Raw genomic sequence first — 15,285 nt, forward strand, 5'->3', positions numbered from 1 at the left:
TGGGGTGAGTGTTGTCCGGTCCGACGACAGGGGCCGAAAGAGTTCACGCTGGTGGCCATGGAGATAGATGAACTGACACCGGTCCTGCGTGGCCATGGTGAACAGGTCGCCCTGGCCCGAGCGGTCGAGGCGGGGCTGTACGCCGCCGCAGTGCTCGCCGGCACCGAACGGCAACGAGTCCCAGCGACGACCGAGGAACTGGCAGCCGTGGCGGCCGAAGGGGATCGGGCGATGGCGGTGCTGGTCGCCGACCACATTGGCCTGGTCAAGGCGATGGCGCACCAGCGGGCACCCCGCAGTGACCTGGACTATGACGACCTGTTGCAGGACGGATTGGTCGCGATGATCGAGGCGTTGCGCCGCTGGGACCATCGCAGCGGATCCTATGCCGCAGCCTACGTGGAGGTGTGCGTCGACGGGGCGATGCGCTGCAACCGGGCCGGACACCTCAGCCTGGCTGGCCGCCGGCGTACCTCCCGTCTGGGCAAGGCCAGACGATTGCTCACCGACATGCTGGGCCGGGAGCCGTCGCTGGCGGAGCTGGCGCAGGCGGTTGGCCGCAGCGAGGCCTGGGTGACCGAGGTGTGGGCGGCGGGATTGCCACCCAGGGACATCGCTGACACCGACGAGCGGCCGACCTCTGCGTCTGATCCGACACCGGACCTCGAGGCATGGTTGGCGACCTTGCCCGAGCTGCAGCAACGGGTGCTGCGGGATCGGTTCGGGTTGGGCGGTGAGGAACCGATGCCGTTGCGTCAGGTCGCGGCCCGGCACGGGATGAGTCAATCCCGGATCCGCCGACTGGAGGCAGCGGCGCTGACCCGGTTGCGGTCCCGGCTGCACCACACTGCGGCCTGAGCAGCAGTTCGCGCCCGCACGGCGCGCTGGCAGACTGGTGTCGATGAGATTCTTGCTACGAGGCGGCCTGCCGCGCGACGACTACGACGAACTGGTGACCTTCCTGGGACGTCGGCCGAACGTGCTGGCTTGGGCTCATGGCGCCGAGGCGGTCCGCGGCCAGAGCGGTGACCCCGTGCTGGCGGTCGGCGGCAAGGGTGCGATGTGGCTGAAGCGAGGTGGGGAGTGGAGCGAACTGCCCTGGAGCGAGATCGAACGAGGATTCTGGGACGCCGAACGCAGCCGGCTGCGGTGGGAACTGCCCAGCGGTGAGAAGGACCGGATCGTGTTGACCGAGCCGGGGCGGATGCCGGTCCATTTTCGGGAGCGGGTCCAGTCCTCGGTGCGGGTGCGCCGGGAGCTCGACCTGCCGACGGGGGAGAAGATCCTCATCACCGCGCGCCAGGATCTGCGCCCCGGCGGCACGGTGGTGTGGCGCCGCAAGATGACCCGCGGGCCGGGCTGGACCGAGAAAGCACTGGCCTTGGTTGACGACGAGATCGCCCGCCTCAAGATCGAACACGACATCTCCTGAGGAATCTGCTAACTTTGGTGATCGCGCCCGGAACGCAAGCCAAGCCGGACGATCCCCTGTAGCTCAATTGGCAGAGCATCTGACTGTTAATCAGAGGGTTACTGGTTCGAGTCCAGTCGGGGGAGCCAGCACTTGCCGATCGCTGGAGATCGGCGTACGTTCTTGCGCTTGTGCGCACTTACTGGGAGTTGGCCAAGGCTGGCTTCCGTCGGTATGCCCGCTATCGCACCGCCGTGGCTGCCAGTGCCTTCACCAACACCGTCTTCGGACTGATTCGGGCATCGCTGTTGCTGGCAGCCATCGACATCGCCGGCGGTCCGGTGGGCGGGTACAACGCCGTCCAGGCCGCCACCTATGTGTGGCTCTCCCAGGCTCTGTTGGGGCCGTTGGACATCTGGGGCTCCACCATCACGGTCGGGGATCGGGTCAAGTCCGGTGACATCGCCGTTGACTTCCTGCGGCCGGTCTCGGTGCTGGGCGCCTCGCTGGCGACCAATGCCGGGCGGATGGCTTTCGAACTGCTGCCCCGCGGCATACCGCCATTGGTGGTCGGCGCGCTGGTCACCGGCCTCCACGTTCCCGACACGATCGGCCCCTACCTGTGGGGTGCATTCTCGGTGGCGGTCGCCTCGGTGCTGTGTCACTGCTACTACTTTGCGGTGCACCTGACGGCGCTGTGGACGATCGAGAACCGCGGCTTCCTGGTGCTGGCGATGACTCTGCAGCAGTCGCTGAGCGGTTTCGTGGTGCCGGTCAGCTGGTTCCCGGACTGGTTGCAGCAGATCGCTTGGTTGAGCCCATTCCCCTCGATGTTCCAGGTGCCGGTGGACCTGCTGACCGAACGGCTGAGCGGCGCCGACGCGATGCTCGCGCTCGCGTTGCAGGCGGGCTGGACCGTGGCCTTCGTGGGGTTGTGCCTGGCGTTGCTGGCCCGGGGACGACGCAAGGTGGTGATCCAAGGTGGCTGAGCGACCGGCGTACGACACGTTGTCGACCATCGCCCCCTCGACCATCAGGCTGGTGTGGCTGCTGCTGGTGTCGCGAATCCGCGCCCAGTGGCAGTATCGGGCGAGCTTCTGGGCCGATGTGCTGGGGCAGGCCACGCTGGTGCCGCTGGAGTTCCTGGAGGTGTACGTGCTGCTTCACGCGGCACCCATCTATGGCGGCATGAGCTTGGCTCAGGCGGCCGCGCTGTACGGCATGACCAGCGTCGCCTTCGGCATGGCCGACCTGTTCTTCGGGCAGCTCGACAGCGTCAATCGGCACATCAAACGCGGCACCCTCGAGGTGATCCTGACCCGGCCACTGTCGCCGCTGGTGCAGCTCATCACCCAGGACCTGCAGTTGCGTCGCCTGGGCAGGGTGGTGACAGGGCTGGTCCTCTATCTGGTGGCACTCGGGTACGCCGACGTGACCTGGTCGGTCCAGAACCTCGCCCTCGCGGGCCTCGCGCCGGTCGGCGGATTCATCATCTTCGGGGCGCTGTTCCTGTTTGCCTCCGGCACCTTGTTCTTCGTCCTGGACGGCAACCAGGCCGTCAACGCCTTCACCTACGGCGGCCGCTACGCCAGCAGCGTTCCCGGCTCGGTGCTGATGACGCCGGTGAAGGTGTTCTTCACCTTTGTGGTGCCGTCCACCCTGATCGCCTACGTGCCGACCGCGGTGCTGACCGGCGCCGAACTGCCCGCCTTCTGGTGGCCCGGTCTGGCCTGGCTGACGATCCCGATCGGCCTGGCGATGTGGCTGCTGCTGCTCGGCTACTGGAAGCTTGCCCTGCGTCACTACACCGGAGCTGGAGGCTGAGATGGCGATCATCGAACTGGACGGCGTGACCCGGGAGTTCGCCCTGCGCGACACGTTGCTGGGCAAGCGGCGGGTGGTCCGGGCCGTCGATGGCATGAGTTTCAGCCTTGAACCCGGCACCGCGGTCGGCTACATCGGTGCGAACGGCTCCGGCAAGTCGACCACCATCAAGATGATCACCGGCATCCTGACGCCCAGTGCGGGTCGGCTGCGCGTGTGCGGCTTGGACCCGGTGCCGCAGCGGCGCCGCCTGGCAGGCCATCTCGGGGTGCTCTTCGGGCAGCGGTCGCTGCTGTGGTGGGACCTGCCGCTGCGGGAGTCCTATCCGATTCTGGCGGCGATGCACCGCCAGGCGCCGGCCCGATGGAAGCCCCGCTTCGACGAACTGGTCGACGGGCTGGGGCTGGAGGAGTTCCTGACCACCCCGGTCCGCAACCTGTCGCTCGGCCAGCGGATGCGGGGCGAACTGGCTGCCGCGTTGCTGCATCGTCCCGAGTTGGTGGTGCTGGACGAACCGACCATCGGATTGGACATGCTCAGCAAGGAACGGCTCCGGACCTTTCTGGACCGGGAACGGGTCGAGCACGGCACCAGTCTGCTGCTCACCACCCACGACATGGGCGACGTGCAGCGGCTGTGTCAGCGGATGCTGGTGATCGACCGGGGCCGCTTGGTCTTCGACGGTTCCCAGCCCGAACTGGAACGCGAGACCGGCGCCGAGCGGGTCCTGGTGGTGGATGCCGCCGACGACATCCGCGCGGACCAGCTGAGCCTGCCGCCCGGCGTACGGGTTGCCGAGGACGACGAAGCGGTCGAGAGTCGGGTACGCCTGGCCTTTCCGGCCGAGCAGATTTCGGCTGCGGCGTTGATCACTGCGGTGTCGGCCCAGGTCGAGGTGGTCGACCTGGCCCTCACCGAGCCCGACGTCGAGGATCTGGTGCGGCGCATCTATCAGCGCGGCGACGAGGAGTAGACCACTCGGGAACACAGCACCGGGGCGGCCTTCGGGCCACCCCGGTGCTGTGTCCTGCGCTCAGTCGATGTCATGCGCTCAGTCGGGCCATCATCCCTCGGCCAGAGCGGCCTGCTCGGCCAGCTCACGGCCGATCTGCTCGCCCGCGTCGCTCTTCCATTCCTCGACCGCGGCCTCCCACTCGGTCATCTGGCGACGGCCCTGGATGATCTCACCCATGACGTCGTTGAGCCGCTTGTTGGCCGCGGCGCCGTCGCTGACGGCGGTCTCGGAGAACATGCCCTGTGAGGGGTCCTTGACGCCGTTCGGGATGTGCTCCTGGCAGTAGTTGAACAGGGTCTCGGTCGCGTCGGGCTTGCCGGGGACGTGCAGGGACACCGAGCCGGCGGCACCGAAGTAGGCCGGCCCCGAGATGAGCTCCTCGGCGGTGTCGGCGATCCGGTTCACCCGGCCGTCCTCCAGGGTGTAGTTGTGGCCGTCGACGCCGTAGTTGACGGTGAGGAACTCCCGGGTGCCGAAGGGGGAGGCCAAGTAGTCGGCGAACTTCAGGAGCTCGTCGATGCGGGCCTCGTCGTCGGTCTTGGCCAAGCCCACGGGTGCGCCGTAGCCGGGCACGCCCAGGTGCTTGGCCGCCTTGCCGCCGCCGTCCCACTGGGGCATCTGCACCGCGCCGACCGGGAACTTGGCGCTGCTGGACCGGCCGGCCCAGGTGGCGAAGTTCTGCGCGAAGAAGACGGTGACACCGGCATCGAACCAGACTCCGGTGGAGCTGAGGTCGCTGTAGGTGTTGGGGTGATAGAGGCCCTCGGCGTACATGCCGGTGAGGATCTCCAACGCCTGGGCATACTCCGGGGTCTCGTAGGCCGACGTCCACCGGTCGCCCTCGGCAACCCAACCGTTGGCCGCCCCCAGCGACTCCAGAATCATGGTCATCGTCCAGTTCTGCGGGATCTGGCCGATCGCGAAGACACCGGCATTGCGGTCGGTGACCTCCCGGCACAGGGACAGGAAGTCCTCGCCGTCGCTGATCTCCGGCATGATGTCGATGCCCTTGGACTCCAGGATGTCGCCGCGGGTCATCGCAACCGTGCCGGCGACAATCCGGGGGTTGGTGATGCCCCAGATCTTGCCGTTGATGATGCACATGTCCCAGGCGGCTGACGGATGGGCCGCCAGGCTCGGGTACTTGGCGATGTTGTCACCGGACAGGTAGGGCGTCAGGTCGGTGAAGCGGCTCTCCAGCAGCTGCGGCAGCTGCGGCACCGTGACGATCTGGGTGACCTCGGGGACCTGGCCGCCGGCGACGGTGGTCTGGAACTTGGCGGTGTACTGGGTGCTGTCGACGCCGTTCAGGTTGAACTTGGCGCCCAGGTCCTCCTCCATCTTCTGCCACCACGGGTTCTTGTCCCGGGGAATGTTGACGGCGGGCACCTGCAGCATCAGTTCGACGTCGCGGGTGATCCCCACCGGTACGCTGCCGGTGCTCGGCGGCGGATCGGGGTAAGTCAGGAAGGCGTTGGGGACGCCGGTCTCACCGTCGCCGACCAAGTCAGGCTCGGGACCGTCGAAGGGGATGTACGCCGGACGGATCGAGTCAGCCTCGGCCGGGCCGCCACCTCCGGATCCGCCCCCGGGTGAACCGCCGTCGTCGCTGCTGCACGCTGACAGGGCAGCACCGGCTCCCAGCGCGAGACCACCACCCAACAGGGACCGTCGACCGAAGGTGTATGTCATATTTGCTCCTTTGCCCATGAGAATGCGTCTTCTTTAGGCAGAGCTTAGGTCTCTGCCAGTTACAATGGTGTAACAACGGCCGTTGGCGCGATCACAAATCGGCATCACTGACGCGATCCGATCGACACTCCAGCCGGTGGGAGAGACGGACTAGGCTCCAAGCATGACCATCGATCCTGCTGACCCCCTTGCAACCCTGCCTGATGACCTGTTGGTGACCTTCCGCGAGCGAGCCGTACGCCATGACGCCGACAACACTTTCCCGGACCAGGATCTGGCCGACCTCCGCGAGCTCGGCTACCTCGGCCTGATGGTGCCCGTCGAGCTGGGCGGGGCCGGGGCGACGGTAAGCCAGGCAGCCGCGCTGCAGCGGCGGTTGGCGCAGGCCGCGCCGGCGACGGCGCTGTCGGTCAACATGCACCTGATCGTCACCGCGGCAGCCATGCTGGCGCACCGCAAGGGCATGGCGGCGGCCAAGCAGATTCTCACCGATGCGGTGGCGGGGGAGTTGCACGCCTTCGGGATTTCCGAGGCTGGCAACGACGCCATGCTGTTCGCCTCGCGTACGTCGGCCGACCTGGACGGCGATGGCTACCGTCTCACCGGCACCAAGATCTTCACCTCGGCAGGTCCGGCGTGGACCCGCCTGGTCACTCATGCGAGGATCGCCGATGAGGAACGGCTGGTCTTCGGCGTGATCGAACGCAGCGATGAGGTGGTCACCAGGAATGACTGGGACACCCACGGCATGCGTCCCACCCAGTCATGCACGACGGTGCTGACGAACGCTCCAATGGCGCCGGAGCGGGTCATCACGACCACCGAGATCGGCCCCAGCTTCGACCCCTTCGTATTCGGGATCTTCGGGTGCTTCGAGTTGCTCGTCACCTCGGTCTACGTCGGGATCGCCGAACGTGCCGTCCAGCTGGGGGTCGAGATGGCCGGCAAGCGACTCAACCAGCTCAGCGGGCAGCCTCATTCCGACGACCCTGACATTCGCTGGCGGCTGGCTGATGCCGCCATCAGCGTCGACGGTGCTCTGCTGCAGTTGGACAAGATCACCGCGGACCTGGACGGCTGGGCCGAGGGCAAGGTCGACCACGGGTCGCGTTGGTTCCTTCACTTCTCCGGGGTGAAGTCGCGTGCAGGCGAAGCCGCGATGGCAGCGGTGGACCAGGTGCTGCGTGCCAGCGGTGGGTCGCAGTACTTCCGGCGCAGCGAGTTGGAACGCCTCTCCCGTGATGTCCGCGCCGTGATGTATCACCCCTCCGACGAGGAATCAGTACACCGCTCGTACGCCAAGGCGCTGCTCGGCGACATCGGCAGCTGAGTCAGGCCGGATCCTCGGCGGCCGACTCCGATGCGGAGTCGGCCCGGGAGAGCTGGGAGGGCCACCAGATCCGGCGCCCCAGGTCCAGGCTCAGCGCTGGCACCAGCAGTGTCCGCACGATGAAGGTGTCCATCAGGACACCGAGCGCGACGATGATCGCCAGCTGGAGCAGGAACAGCACCGGGATGACGGCCAGTGCGGAGAAGGTGGCGGCCAGCACCAGTCCGGCCGAGGTGATGACACCACCCGTGATTGCGAGGCCGCGCAGGATCCCCGCGTGGCTGCCGTGATGCAGGGATTCCTCCCGCACCCGCGTCATCAGGAAGATGTTGTAGTCGACGCCCAGCGCCACCAGGAAGACGAAACCGTACAGGGGAACGGCCGGGTCGGCTCCCGGCAGCCCCAGGGCGTTGAAGATCAGTGCGGACACCCCCAGCGCGGTGGCGAATGAGAGCACCGTGGTGACCAGCAGGATCACCCCGACGACAATCGCGCGCAGCAGGATCATGAGGATGATCGCGATGACCGCCAACACCACCGGGATGATGACGTTGCGGTCGTGGATCGAGGCGTCGATGGTGTCGACATCGGTGGCGGTCTGGCCGCCGACCAGCGCCTGCCCGGCCAACTCCACCCGCAACTGCCGGACCACTTCCTCGGCGCGGGCGCCATCGGCCGGCACAGACAGCGTGGCCTGGAGCAGGACATCGCCGTCGGCGACCGTGGGGGCCGGAGCGGGGGCCCCGGGCGGGCCGAGCGGCTGGATGCCCTCGGCGGTGACCGGCGCAGTCCCGCTGGGGGAGTCTGCGGTGGCCACCGCCACCGATGCGATGCCGTCCTGGTCGAGGAGTCGATCCGCGACGACCTGCAGGTCGGCTTCGGCGGCGATGACCTGGACGGGCGTACCGGAACCGCCGGGGAAGTGTTCGCCGAGCGCGATCTGACCCTCGCGGGCATCGGATTCACCCAGCACCAACTCGCTCTGCGGCACACCGTCGGCGCGAAGTTGGGTCAGGCCGGCCGCTCCGGCCAACAGCAATGCGATCACCGCGACCGAGACCAACCGGCGGTGTCCGTCCACGAACCGGCCAACCCGCGCGTACCCGCCCTGCGGTGTCGCGTCCTCGGCACGGTTCGGGTCGTGGTGCGGCGTACGGGGCCAGAAGGCGACCCGGCCGCTCAGCAGCAACAGTGAGGGCAGCAGGGTCAACGCCGAGACGATCGCGGTGGCGATGCCGATGGCGGCCACCGGACCCAGCGAACGATTCGACCCCAGGTCGCTGAGCAGCAGACACAACAGACCGGCGATGACGGTGCCGCCCGAGGCGATGATCGGTTCGACCGACCCCCACCAGGCCCGCTTCGTCGCTGTCCACCGGTCCGGGTGCGCGATGAGCTCCTCGCGGAACCGCGCGGTGTAGAGCAGGGCATAGTCGGTGGCGGCGCCGATGACCAGGATGAAGAGGATGCCCTGGGTCTGGCCGGTCAGCACCAGGCTCTCCGCCTTGGCCAGCCACCAATTGATCAGCAGCGCGACGCACAGGGCGAAGGTGCTGGTCGCGAGCACGAAGATCGGCAGCAGGATCGACCGATAGACGACCACCAGGATGATCGCGACCGCGGCCAGCGCCACCCCCAACAGCAGCCCGTCGATACCGCTGAAGGCCTCGCCCAGGTCGGCGGCGAATCCGGCCGGCCCGGTGACGTGGACGGTGAGGCCGGTGGGCACATCGTCCTGCAGGCGCTCCCGCAGCACCTCGACGGTCTCCCCGATGTCGCTGTCGCTGTCCAGCGGAACGAACACTTGGGCGGCGCGGCCGTCCTCGGAAGGAACGACCGGTGAGGTGCCGGTGTCGACCCCGGGCACCTCGGCGACGTCCTCGACGGTCGCCTGCAGTTGTCCCAGTTGGTCCTCGGTGAGCGGGCTCTGGCTGACCACCACCACGATCGCCGGCACGGTGTCGTCGCCGAGGAAGTCAGTGAGGCGCTCCTGGACCCGGGTCGCGTCGGCACTGGCCGGCAGATAGGCGGTCTGGTCGTTGGTCGACACCTCCGACACCCGGCCGAAGTAAGGGCCTCCGACGGCTGCACCGGCCAACCAAGCGAGGACGACCAGAGCGGGCACAAGGACGCGGAGCAGTGGCACCCGCCGGAGTTTACCTCTGCCACCCGCCCGGCTGCCGCACCGGGCCGTTCGCACCACCGCAGCGGATTCTCGTTGCGGCCTGGCTCTGCCAGACTTGGGCCATGGTGGAACCGATCCGAGTGGGCAGCACTGACGACATCGACATCGGCGAGGCTTTCGTGGTCGCGGGTGAGGACAATGCGACCGGCGAGGACATCGCGATCGTGCACGCCGAGGATGACGGCTTCTATGCCATCAACGACATCTGCACCCACCAGTACGCCTCGCTGGCGCAGGGGTGGGTGGAAGGCGTGTGCATTGAATGCCCCGTCCATTCCTCCCAGTTCGACCTGCGCACCGGCAAGGTGAGCGGCCCCCCGGCAACCCAGGACACCGTGGTCCATCGCTTGGAGGTCGTCGACAACGACCTGATGCTGTACCCCGGCGAGCCACCGGCACCCGATGCACAAGCCAACTGAGTCACAGTCCTGAGCCAGGCCGTCCCCAGAAGACCCCATGATTCGCCGCTTGGATGGCTTGCCACGGCCGGGCCCTCGTCGCGGGCCCGGCCCAACCAAGCGTTCGCGCCGGCGGCCACGGCAATCGCAGGCCGAGGAGCGATCACCTCGACGACCAAGAAGGGGTATGCCGAGCAGGCCGCCGATGAGTTCCAGCGGCCTGCCTCAGTCCTCCTCGGGCGCCAAGTCGCTGAGGAAGCGATCGGCCCAGTGGTTGATGTCATGCTCGAAAACCTGCTTGCGCATCGCCTTCATCCGCCTGGCACGGTTCGCCGCATCATCGTCCATGGTGCGCAGGATGACGTTCTTGAGGCCGTTGATGTCGTGCGGATTGACCATGTACGCCTGCTTCAGCTCTGCGGCCGCGCCGGCAAACTCGCTCAACACCAGGGCACCGTTGTTGCCGTCTCGACAGGCGATGAACTCCTTGGCCACCAGGTTCATCCCGTCCCGTAGTGGCGTCACCACCATGATGTCGGCGGCCCGATAGAGGGCGGCCATCTCGGTGCGGGGATAGGAGGCGTGCAGGTAGCTGATCGGTGGCATACCGATGCGACCGATGTGGCCGTTGGTGCGCCCCACCAACAATTCGATGTCGTCGCGCAGCCGCATGTATTGCTCGACCCGTTCCCGCGAGGGTGTGGCCACCTGCAGGAAATGAGTGCTGTCCGGATCCAGTTGGCCGGAGCTGAACAGCTCACCGAAAGCCTGGAACCGTTGGCGCAGTCCCTTGGTGTAGTCGAGTCGGTCGATGCCGACGAACAACGTTTCGGGGGAGCCGAGGTCCTCGCGGATCTCGATGGCTCGGGCCGCGACCTCCTCGGTACCGGCCAGGTCGGCAAATCCCTGGGCGTCGATCGAAATCGGATAGGCGCGGGCCTCGACGATTCGGTCCTCGACATTGATCTGGTCGCGATGGGTCTTCAGCCCCAGGCGTACCCGACAGGTCCGGACGAAGTTGCGGGCACCGCCATTGAGTTGGAAGCCGACCAGATCGGCTCCCAACAGCCCCTCGCAGATCTGGCGTCGCCACGGCAACTGCTGAAAGAGCTCCACCGGCGGGAAGGGGATGTGGAGGAAGAAGCCAATTCGAAGGTCGGGGCGTTGCTCGCGCAGCATCGCCGGCACCAATTGCAACTGGTAGTCCTGCACCCACACGGTGGCGTGCTTGTCCGCCACCGCCGCGGCACGGTCGGCGAAGCGCTGGTTGACCTGGACATACGCATCCCACCATTCGCGGTGAAACTCGGGGGCCTCGACGGCATCGTGATAGAGCGGCCACAGCGTCGAGTTGGAGAAGCCTTCGTAGTACTCGTTGATCTCCTGCTGCGACAGCGGCACCGGGACCAAATGCATGTGGGCCTCGTCGAAGGGTTCCAGCTCCTCATCCGGTGCGCCCGTCCAGCCGATCCAGGCACCGTCGTGGCTGGCCATCACGGGCTCCATTGCGGTCACCAACCCGCCAGGCGAGGTACGCCACGTGACATTCCCATCGGCATCGCGATGACGGTCCACCGGTAGCCGGTTCGCGACGACGACGAAGTCGTACTTCTGGTCAGCCATGACGCCTCCTGGACTCGGATGGAACTCGGGCGTCTGTGAGCCTAGGCCACGGCTCTGCCCGGGGGAACACGGGGTTGTCGGCGAGTGGTGCAGTCCAGATGGCAAGCTGACGCCCATGAGTGAACAGCCCCCCGCGCAGCCGCAGGCCGACCGGGCCAGCTCGGATCCGGTCGCCCGAGTTGTCGCGGCCGCCCGCAACGACCCGGCGGCCGTCCTGGTGGCGACCGACTTCGACGGAGTGCTGTCGCCGATCGTCGACGACCCGGACCAGGCGTACGCCGACCCGGAGGCGGTGGCGGCACTGGGCGCGCTGGGTCAGCTCGTGGGGCAGGTGGCCATTGTCACCGGCCGTCCGGTGGCGGCGGCCCGTCGGCTCGGCGGGCTGGACCAGGCGCCGGGGCTGGGCAACCTGGTGGTCCTGGGCCAGTATGGGGTGGAGCGCTGGGACGCCGCCAGCGGTGAACTGGTGATGCCGCCCGAGCCTGTCGAGATCAGCCGGGCGCGGAACGAGATCGCCGACCTGTTGGCGCGGCTCGACCTGGCCGAGGTCTGGGTGGAGGACAAGGGTCGTGCGCTGGGACTGCACACCCGGCGTACGGCCGACCCCGACGGTGCCTTCGAACGGTTGCGCGGCCCCGTGACCGAGTTGGCCGAACGACTCGGCCTGCACCTGGAGCCGGGCCGGATGGTGTGGGAGCTGCGCGCCGCCGGGCAGGACAAGGGCCGGGCGATTGCGGAGCTGGTCGAGGCGACCGGGGCACGGGTGGTGGTGTACGCCGGTGACGACCTGGGCGACATCCCGGCCTTCCGCACGGTCGCCGAGTTGCGGGAGCAGGGCCGGATTGAGGCGCTGTTGCTGTGGTCGCGGTCGGAGGAACAGGCCGCGTTGGCCGACATCTGCGATGTCGCCTGCGACGGCGTGCCCGGGGTCGCGCAGGTCTGGCGCCACATCGCCGACGAACTTGAAACTCATTCTCATTAGCTTTAGGCTGCTGCTGTCGCGGGGCACCGGTCCCGCTGGGAACAGGAGCACGATGCGTAACCAGACCCTTGCGAAGGTGGTCACCACCGCGGCCGCCCTCGTCCTCGCCCTGACTGCCTGCAGTCAGCAGGCCGGCCCTGCCGACAGCGGCAAGCTGGCAGCGTTTGCCTCGACCAATGTCTGGGCGTCGATCATCCAGGCTGTCGGCGGCGATCACGTCGGGGTCTCCGCGGCAGTGACCAGCCCGGAACAGGACCCCCACGAATACGAGGCGACTGTGCGCGACAAGGCCTCGTTCAACAGCGCCGACCTGGTCGTCATCAACGGTGCCGGCTATGACAGCTGGGCCGAGACGGTGCTCGCATCGGTCGACAACACCCCGACCGTGATCAACGCGATGGAACTTGCCCAAGGTCCCGGCGGTCCCGCTGCACCTGGCGCCGAGGAGGACGGTCACGCCGAGGAAGACGGTCACTCCGAGGATGGACATGATCACTCCGAGGACGGCCACGAGGACGGCCATGACCACGGCGACGACGAAGGTCACGAGGGCCACAGCCACGAACATTCCGGTCCCAACGAACACGTCTTCTATTCCATGCCGGTTGCCCTCGCGGTGGCGGAACAGGTCCACGCCGACCTGGTGCAGCGGGACCCCGAGCATGCGGCCGACTACGACGCGAATTTCCAGGCCTTCAGCGACGGCATCCGTGGCCTGCAGGACCGCGCCGCCCAGGTCCGCACCAACACTCACCTGCACCTGATCTCCACCGAACCGGTGCTGGAATACCTGCTGGCTGACCTGGGTGCGCACGACGTGACCCCGCCGGAATTCGTCCGGCAGTCCGAGAGCGGCGGCGGCGCCTCGGTGGCGGTCGTCGACGAAGTGCTCACCATGATCAGCAGCGGTGACATCGACATCGTCGTCCTCAACGGGCAGACTCAGGACGCCACCTCGGACCGGTTGCAGAGTGCAGCGGAGACGGCTGGCGTACCGATCCTGGGGGCGTACGAAACCTTCCCCGAGGGGGTGGATGATTACCTCACCTGGATCGACCAGGCCATCGTGGAGTTCGAGAAAGTAGCGGCAACGGCGTGACAGAGGAACCAACGGGGACGCCTGCAGTTGAGTTCACCTCAGCGACCATGGGCTTCGGGTCCCGGGTGCTGTGGCGCGACCTGGATCTGACTATCGAGCCCGGCGAGTTCGTCGCGGTACTGGGGCCCAACGGTGCCGGCAAGTCCACCATGATCTCGGTCATCCTGGGCCAGCAGCGACTTCGCTCCGGCTCGGTCCGGGTGCTCGGGAAGCCGGTCCGCGAGGGGAGCTCGCGGATCGGCTTCATCCCGCAGCAGCGCGGCTTCGAATCCGCCGCCGGGATGCGCGGCCGAGACTTGGTCGCGCTCGGGCTGGACGGGCACCGGTGGGGGATCTCGCTGCGGCGTCGCAGCTTCACCAACCGCATTGACCGGGCGCTGCAGCAGGTCGGCGCCATCGAGTACGCCGATGTGCCCCTGTCGCAGCTGTCCGGTGGCGAACAGCAACGGCTCCGGGTCGCTCAGGCGATCGTGTCCGACCCCGGCGTCCTGCTGTGTGACGAACCGCTGCTGAGTCTGGACCTGCACCATCAGGACGTGGTGACTGACCTCATCAGTCAGCAGGCAGCGGCGGGCGCGGCAGTGCTCTTCGTCACTCACGAGATCAACCCGGTGCTGCCGCACGCCGATCGGGTGGTCTATCTGGTCGACGGTGAGGTGCGCATCGGAGCGCCTGACGAGGTGCTCACCTCGGCGGTGCTGAGCGAGCTCTACGGGGCGCCGATTGACGTGCTGCGCCACCGCGACAAGATCGTGGTGCTGGGCGTGGAGGAAGCGGTGCAGTGCCACCCGCATGACGCTGGTGAGGAATCGAAACAGCCCTACCAGCCGGCCGGTCAGGAGTCAGGCCAATGATGGACTTCCTCAACCGGGTGATCAGCTTCCAGGACATCGGGATGCTGTTGCCGCTGGTGACCCTGTCGATCTTGGCGGGCGTCGTGCTGGGAGTGATCTCGGGTCTCATCGGCCCGATGATCCACGCGCGTGACATGAGCTTCGGGGTCCACGGTTGCGCGGAACTGTCCTTCGCCGGTGCGGCGATTGCGCTCTACTTCGGGCAGCCGGTGGTGGTCGGCGGCATCCTCGGCTCGGTGGTCGCCGCCGCGATCCTGGCCTTCCTCGGCGCCAAGGCCCAGCAACGCAACTCCGCGATCGCGGTGATGCTGCCCTTCGGGCTGGGCGTCGGCGTCCTCTTCCTGTCTCTCTACCGGGGCCGTTCCAGCAACAGTTTCGGCCTGCTGACCGGTCAGATCGTCGCCGTCGACGACGCCCAGCTCGCCAGCCTGGTGATTCTTGCCGCGGTGGTCGCCCTGGTGCTGGTGCCGACCTGGCGGCCGATGTGGTTTGCCTCGGTGGATGCCTCGGTCGCCCGGGCCCGCGGCGTACCGGTGCGCAGCCTGAATCTGGTGTTCATGCTGTGCCTGGGGCTGGTAGTCGCCATGTGCGTCCAACTGATCGGCTCCCTGCTGGTGATGTCGCTACTCATCACCCCGACCGCCGCTGCGGTGCGGGTGGTGGTGCGGCCGCTGTACGTGACCCTGCTGTCGATGCTGTTCGCCGTCGCTGCGATGACGATCGGCATTGTGTTGTCGCTGTCGCCAGGACTGCCGATCAGCCCCTATGTCACCACCGTGTCGTTCGCGATCTACCTGGTCTGCCTGGTGATCGGCGCGGCCCGGGACCAGCTCGGTTGGGGACGTCAGCAGACCGCCGTGGCCAGGGCCTGA

Annotated in this window: 14 protein-coding genes and 1 tRNA gene; 12 read left to right on the forward strand and 3 right to left on the reverse strand. The window is 67.4% G+C overall.

The window, feature by feature from the left end:
• Positions 1–57: 57 nt before the first annotated feature.
• From CGZ91_RS04705 to CGZ91_RS04730, 6 genes are all read left to right on the forward strand, one after another.
• A complete protein-coding gene (locus CGZ91_RS04705) occupies positions 58–858 on the forward strand; it encodes a sigma-70 family RNA polymerase sigma factor (RefSeq protein WP_094453054.1) in 801 nt (266 codons plus the stop codon).
• A gap of 43 nt (positions 859–901) precedes the next feature.
• Positions 902–1,432: a hypothetical protein gene (locus CGZ91_RS04710; RefSeq protein ID WP_144276784.1), complete on the forward strand. Its 531-nt coding sequence runs from the start codon at positions 902–904 to the stop codon at positions 1,430–1,432.
• 52 nt (positions 1,433–1,484) lie between these two features.
• Positions 1,485–1,560 (forward strand) — tRNA-Asn (locus CGZ91_RS04715).
• A 42-nt stretch (positions 1,561–1,602) separates the two neighbouring features.
• Positions 1,603–2,400 carry an ABC transporter permease gene (locus CGZ91_RS04720; protein ID WP_094453058.1) on the forward strand — a complete coding sequence of 266 codons (798 nt, stop codon included), beginning with the start codon at positions 1,603–1,605 and terminating at the stop codon, positions 2,398–2,400.
• A complete protein-coding gene (locus tag CGZ91_RS04725; RefSeq protein ID WP_094453060.1) occupies positions 2,393–3,235 on the forward strand; it encodes an ABC transporter permease in 843 nt (280 codons plus the stop codon). The genes CGZ91_RS04720 and CGZ91_RS04725 overlap by 8 nt, the downstream gene beginning before the upstream one ends.
• A 1-nt stretch (position 3,236) precedes the next feature.
• Complete coding sequence (locus CGZ91_RS04730) at positions 3,237–4,208, forward strand: ABC transporter ATP-binding protein (RefSeq protein ID WP_094453062.1); 972 nt, start codon at positions 3,237–3,239, stop codon at positions 4,206–4,208.
• Between the two features lie 90 nt (positions 4,209–4,298).
• Here CGZ91_RS04730 and CGZ91_RS04735 read toward each other — a convergent pair whose 3' ends face one another.
• Positions 4,299–5,942, reverse strand: coding sequence for an extracellular solute-binding protein (locus CGZ91_RS04735; RefSeq protein ID WP_179229218.1), 1,644 nt, complete (start codon positions 5,940–5,942; stop codon positions 4,299–4,301).
• Positions 5,943–6,105: 163 nt separating this feature from the next.
• On the opposite strand from CGZ91_RS04735, the gene CGZ91_RS04740 reads away from it, so the two are divergent.
• Entirely contained in the window at positions 6,106–7,272 is a 1,167-nt protein-coding gene (locus CGZ91_RS04740; protein ID WP_094453066.1) for an acyl-CoA dehydrogenase family protein, read from the forward strand.
• A gap of 1 nt (position 7,273) precedes the next feature.
• Here CGZ91_RS04740 and CGZ91_RS04745 read toward each other — a convergent pair whose 3' ends face one another.
• A complete protein-coding gene (locus CGZ91_RS04745; protein ID WP_229116436.1) occupies positions 7,274–9,418 on the reverse strand; it encodes an MMPL family transporter in 2,145 nt (714 codons plus the stop codon).
• Positions 9,419–9,519: 101 nt separating this feature from the next.
• Here CGZ91_RS04745 and CGZ91_RS04750 point away from each other — a divergent pair, with 101 nt between their 5' ends.
• Complete coding sequence (locus CGZ91_RS04750) at positions 9,520–9,876, forward strand: non-heme iron oxygenase ferredoxin subunit (RefSeq protein WP_094451436.1); 357 nt, start codon at positions 9,520–9,522, stop codon at positions 9,874–9,876.
• A 204-nt stretch (positions 9,877–10,080) separates the two neighbouring features.
• Here CGZ91_RS04750 and CGZ91_RS04755 read toward each other — a convergent pair whose 3' ends face one another.
• Positions 10,081–11,478, reverse strand: a complete 1,398-nt coding sequence (locus tag CGZ91_RS04755; protein ID WP_094453068.1) for an alpha,alpha-trehalose-phosphate synthase (UDP-forming) — start codon at positions 11,476–11,478, stop codon at positions 10,081–10,083.
• Positions 11,479–11,593: 115 nt separating this feature from the next.
• Between CGZ91_RS04755 and otsB the strand changes: the two genes are divergently transcribed.
• From otsB to CGZ91_RS04775, 4 genes are read left to right on the forward strand one after another with little or no spacing between them, the layout of a single operon-like run.
• Positions 11,594–12,460, forward strand: a complete 867-nt coding sequence (gene otsB / locus CGZ91_RS04760) for a trehalose-phosphatase (RefSeq protein ID WP_179229219.1) — start codon at positions 11,594–11,596, stop codon at positions 12,458–12,460.
• A gap of 52 nt (positions 12,461–12,512) precedes the next feature.
• On the forward strand, positions 12,513–13,559 hold the full coding sequence (locus CGZ91_RS04765) for a metal ABC transporter solute-binding protein, Zn/Mn family (RefSeq protein ID WP_179229220.1): 1,047 nt from the start codon (positions 12,513–12,515) through the stop codon (positions 13,557–13,559).
• Positions 13,556–14,413 (forward strand): metal ABC transporter ATP-binding protein, encoded by an 858-nt coding sequence (locus tag CGZ91_RS04770; RefSeq protein WP_407670833.1) that lies wholly within the window; start codon positions 13,556–13,558, stop codon positions 14,411–14,413. The genes CGZ91_RS04765 and CGZ91_RS04770 overlap by 4 nt, the downstream gene beginning before the upstream one ends.
• Entirely contained in the window at positions 14,413–15,285 is an 873-nt protein-coding gene (locus CGZ91_RS04775) for a metal ABC transporter permease (protein ID WP_094454054.1), read from the forward strand. Before CGZ91_RS04770 ends, CGZ91_RS04775 begins: the two co-directional genes overlap by 1 nt.

It is taken from the genome of Parenemella sanctibonifatiensis, assembly GCF_002250565.1.
GTDB lineage: Bacteria > Actinomycetota > Actinomycetes > Propionibacteriales > Propionibacteriaceae > Parenemella > Parenemella sanctibonifatiensis.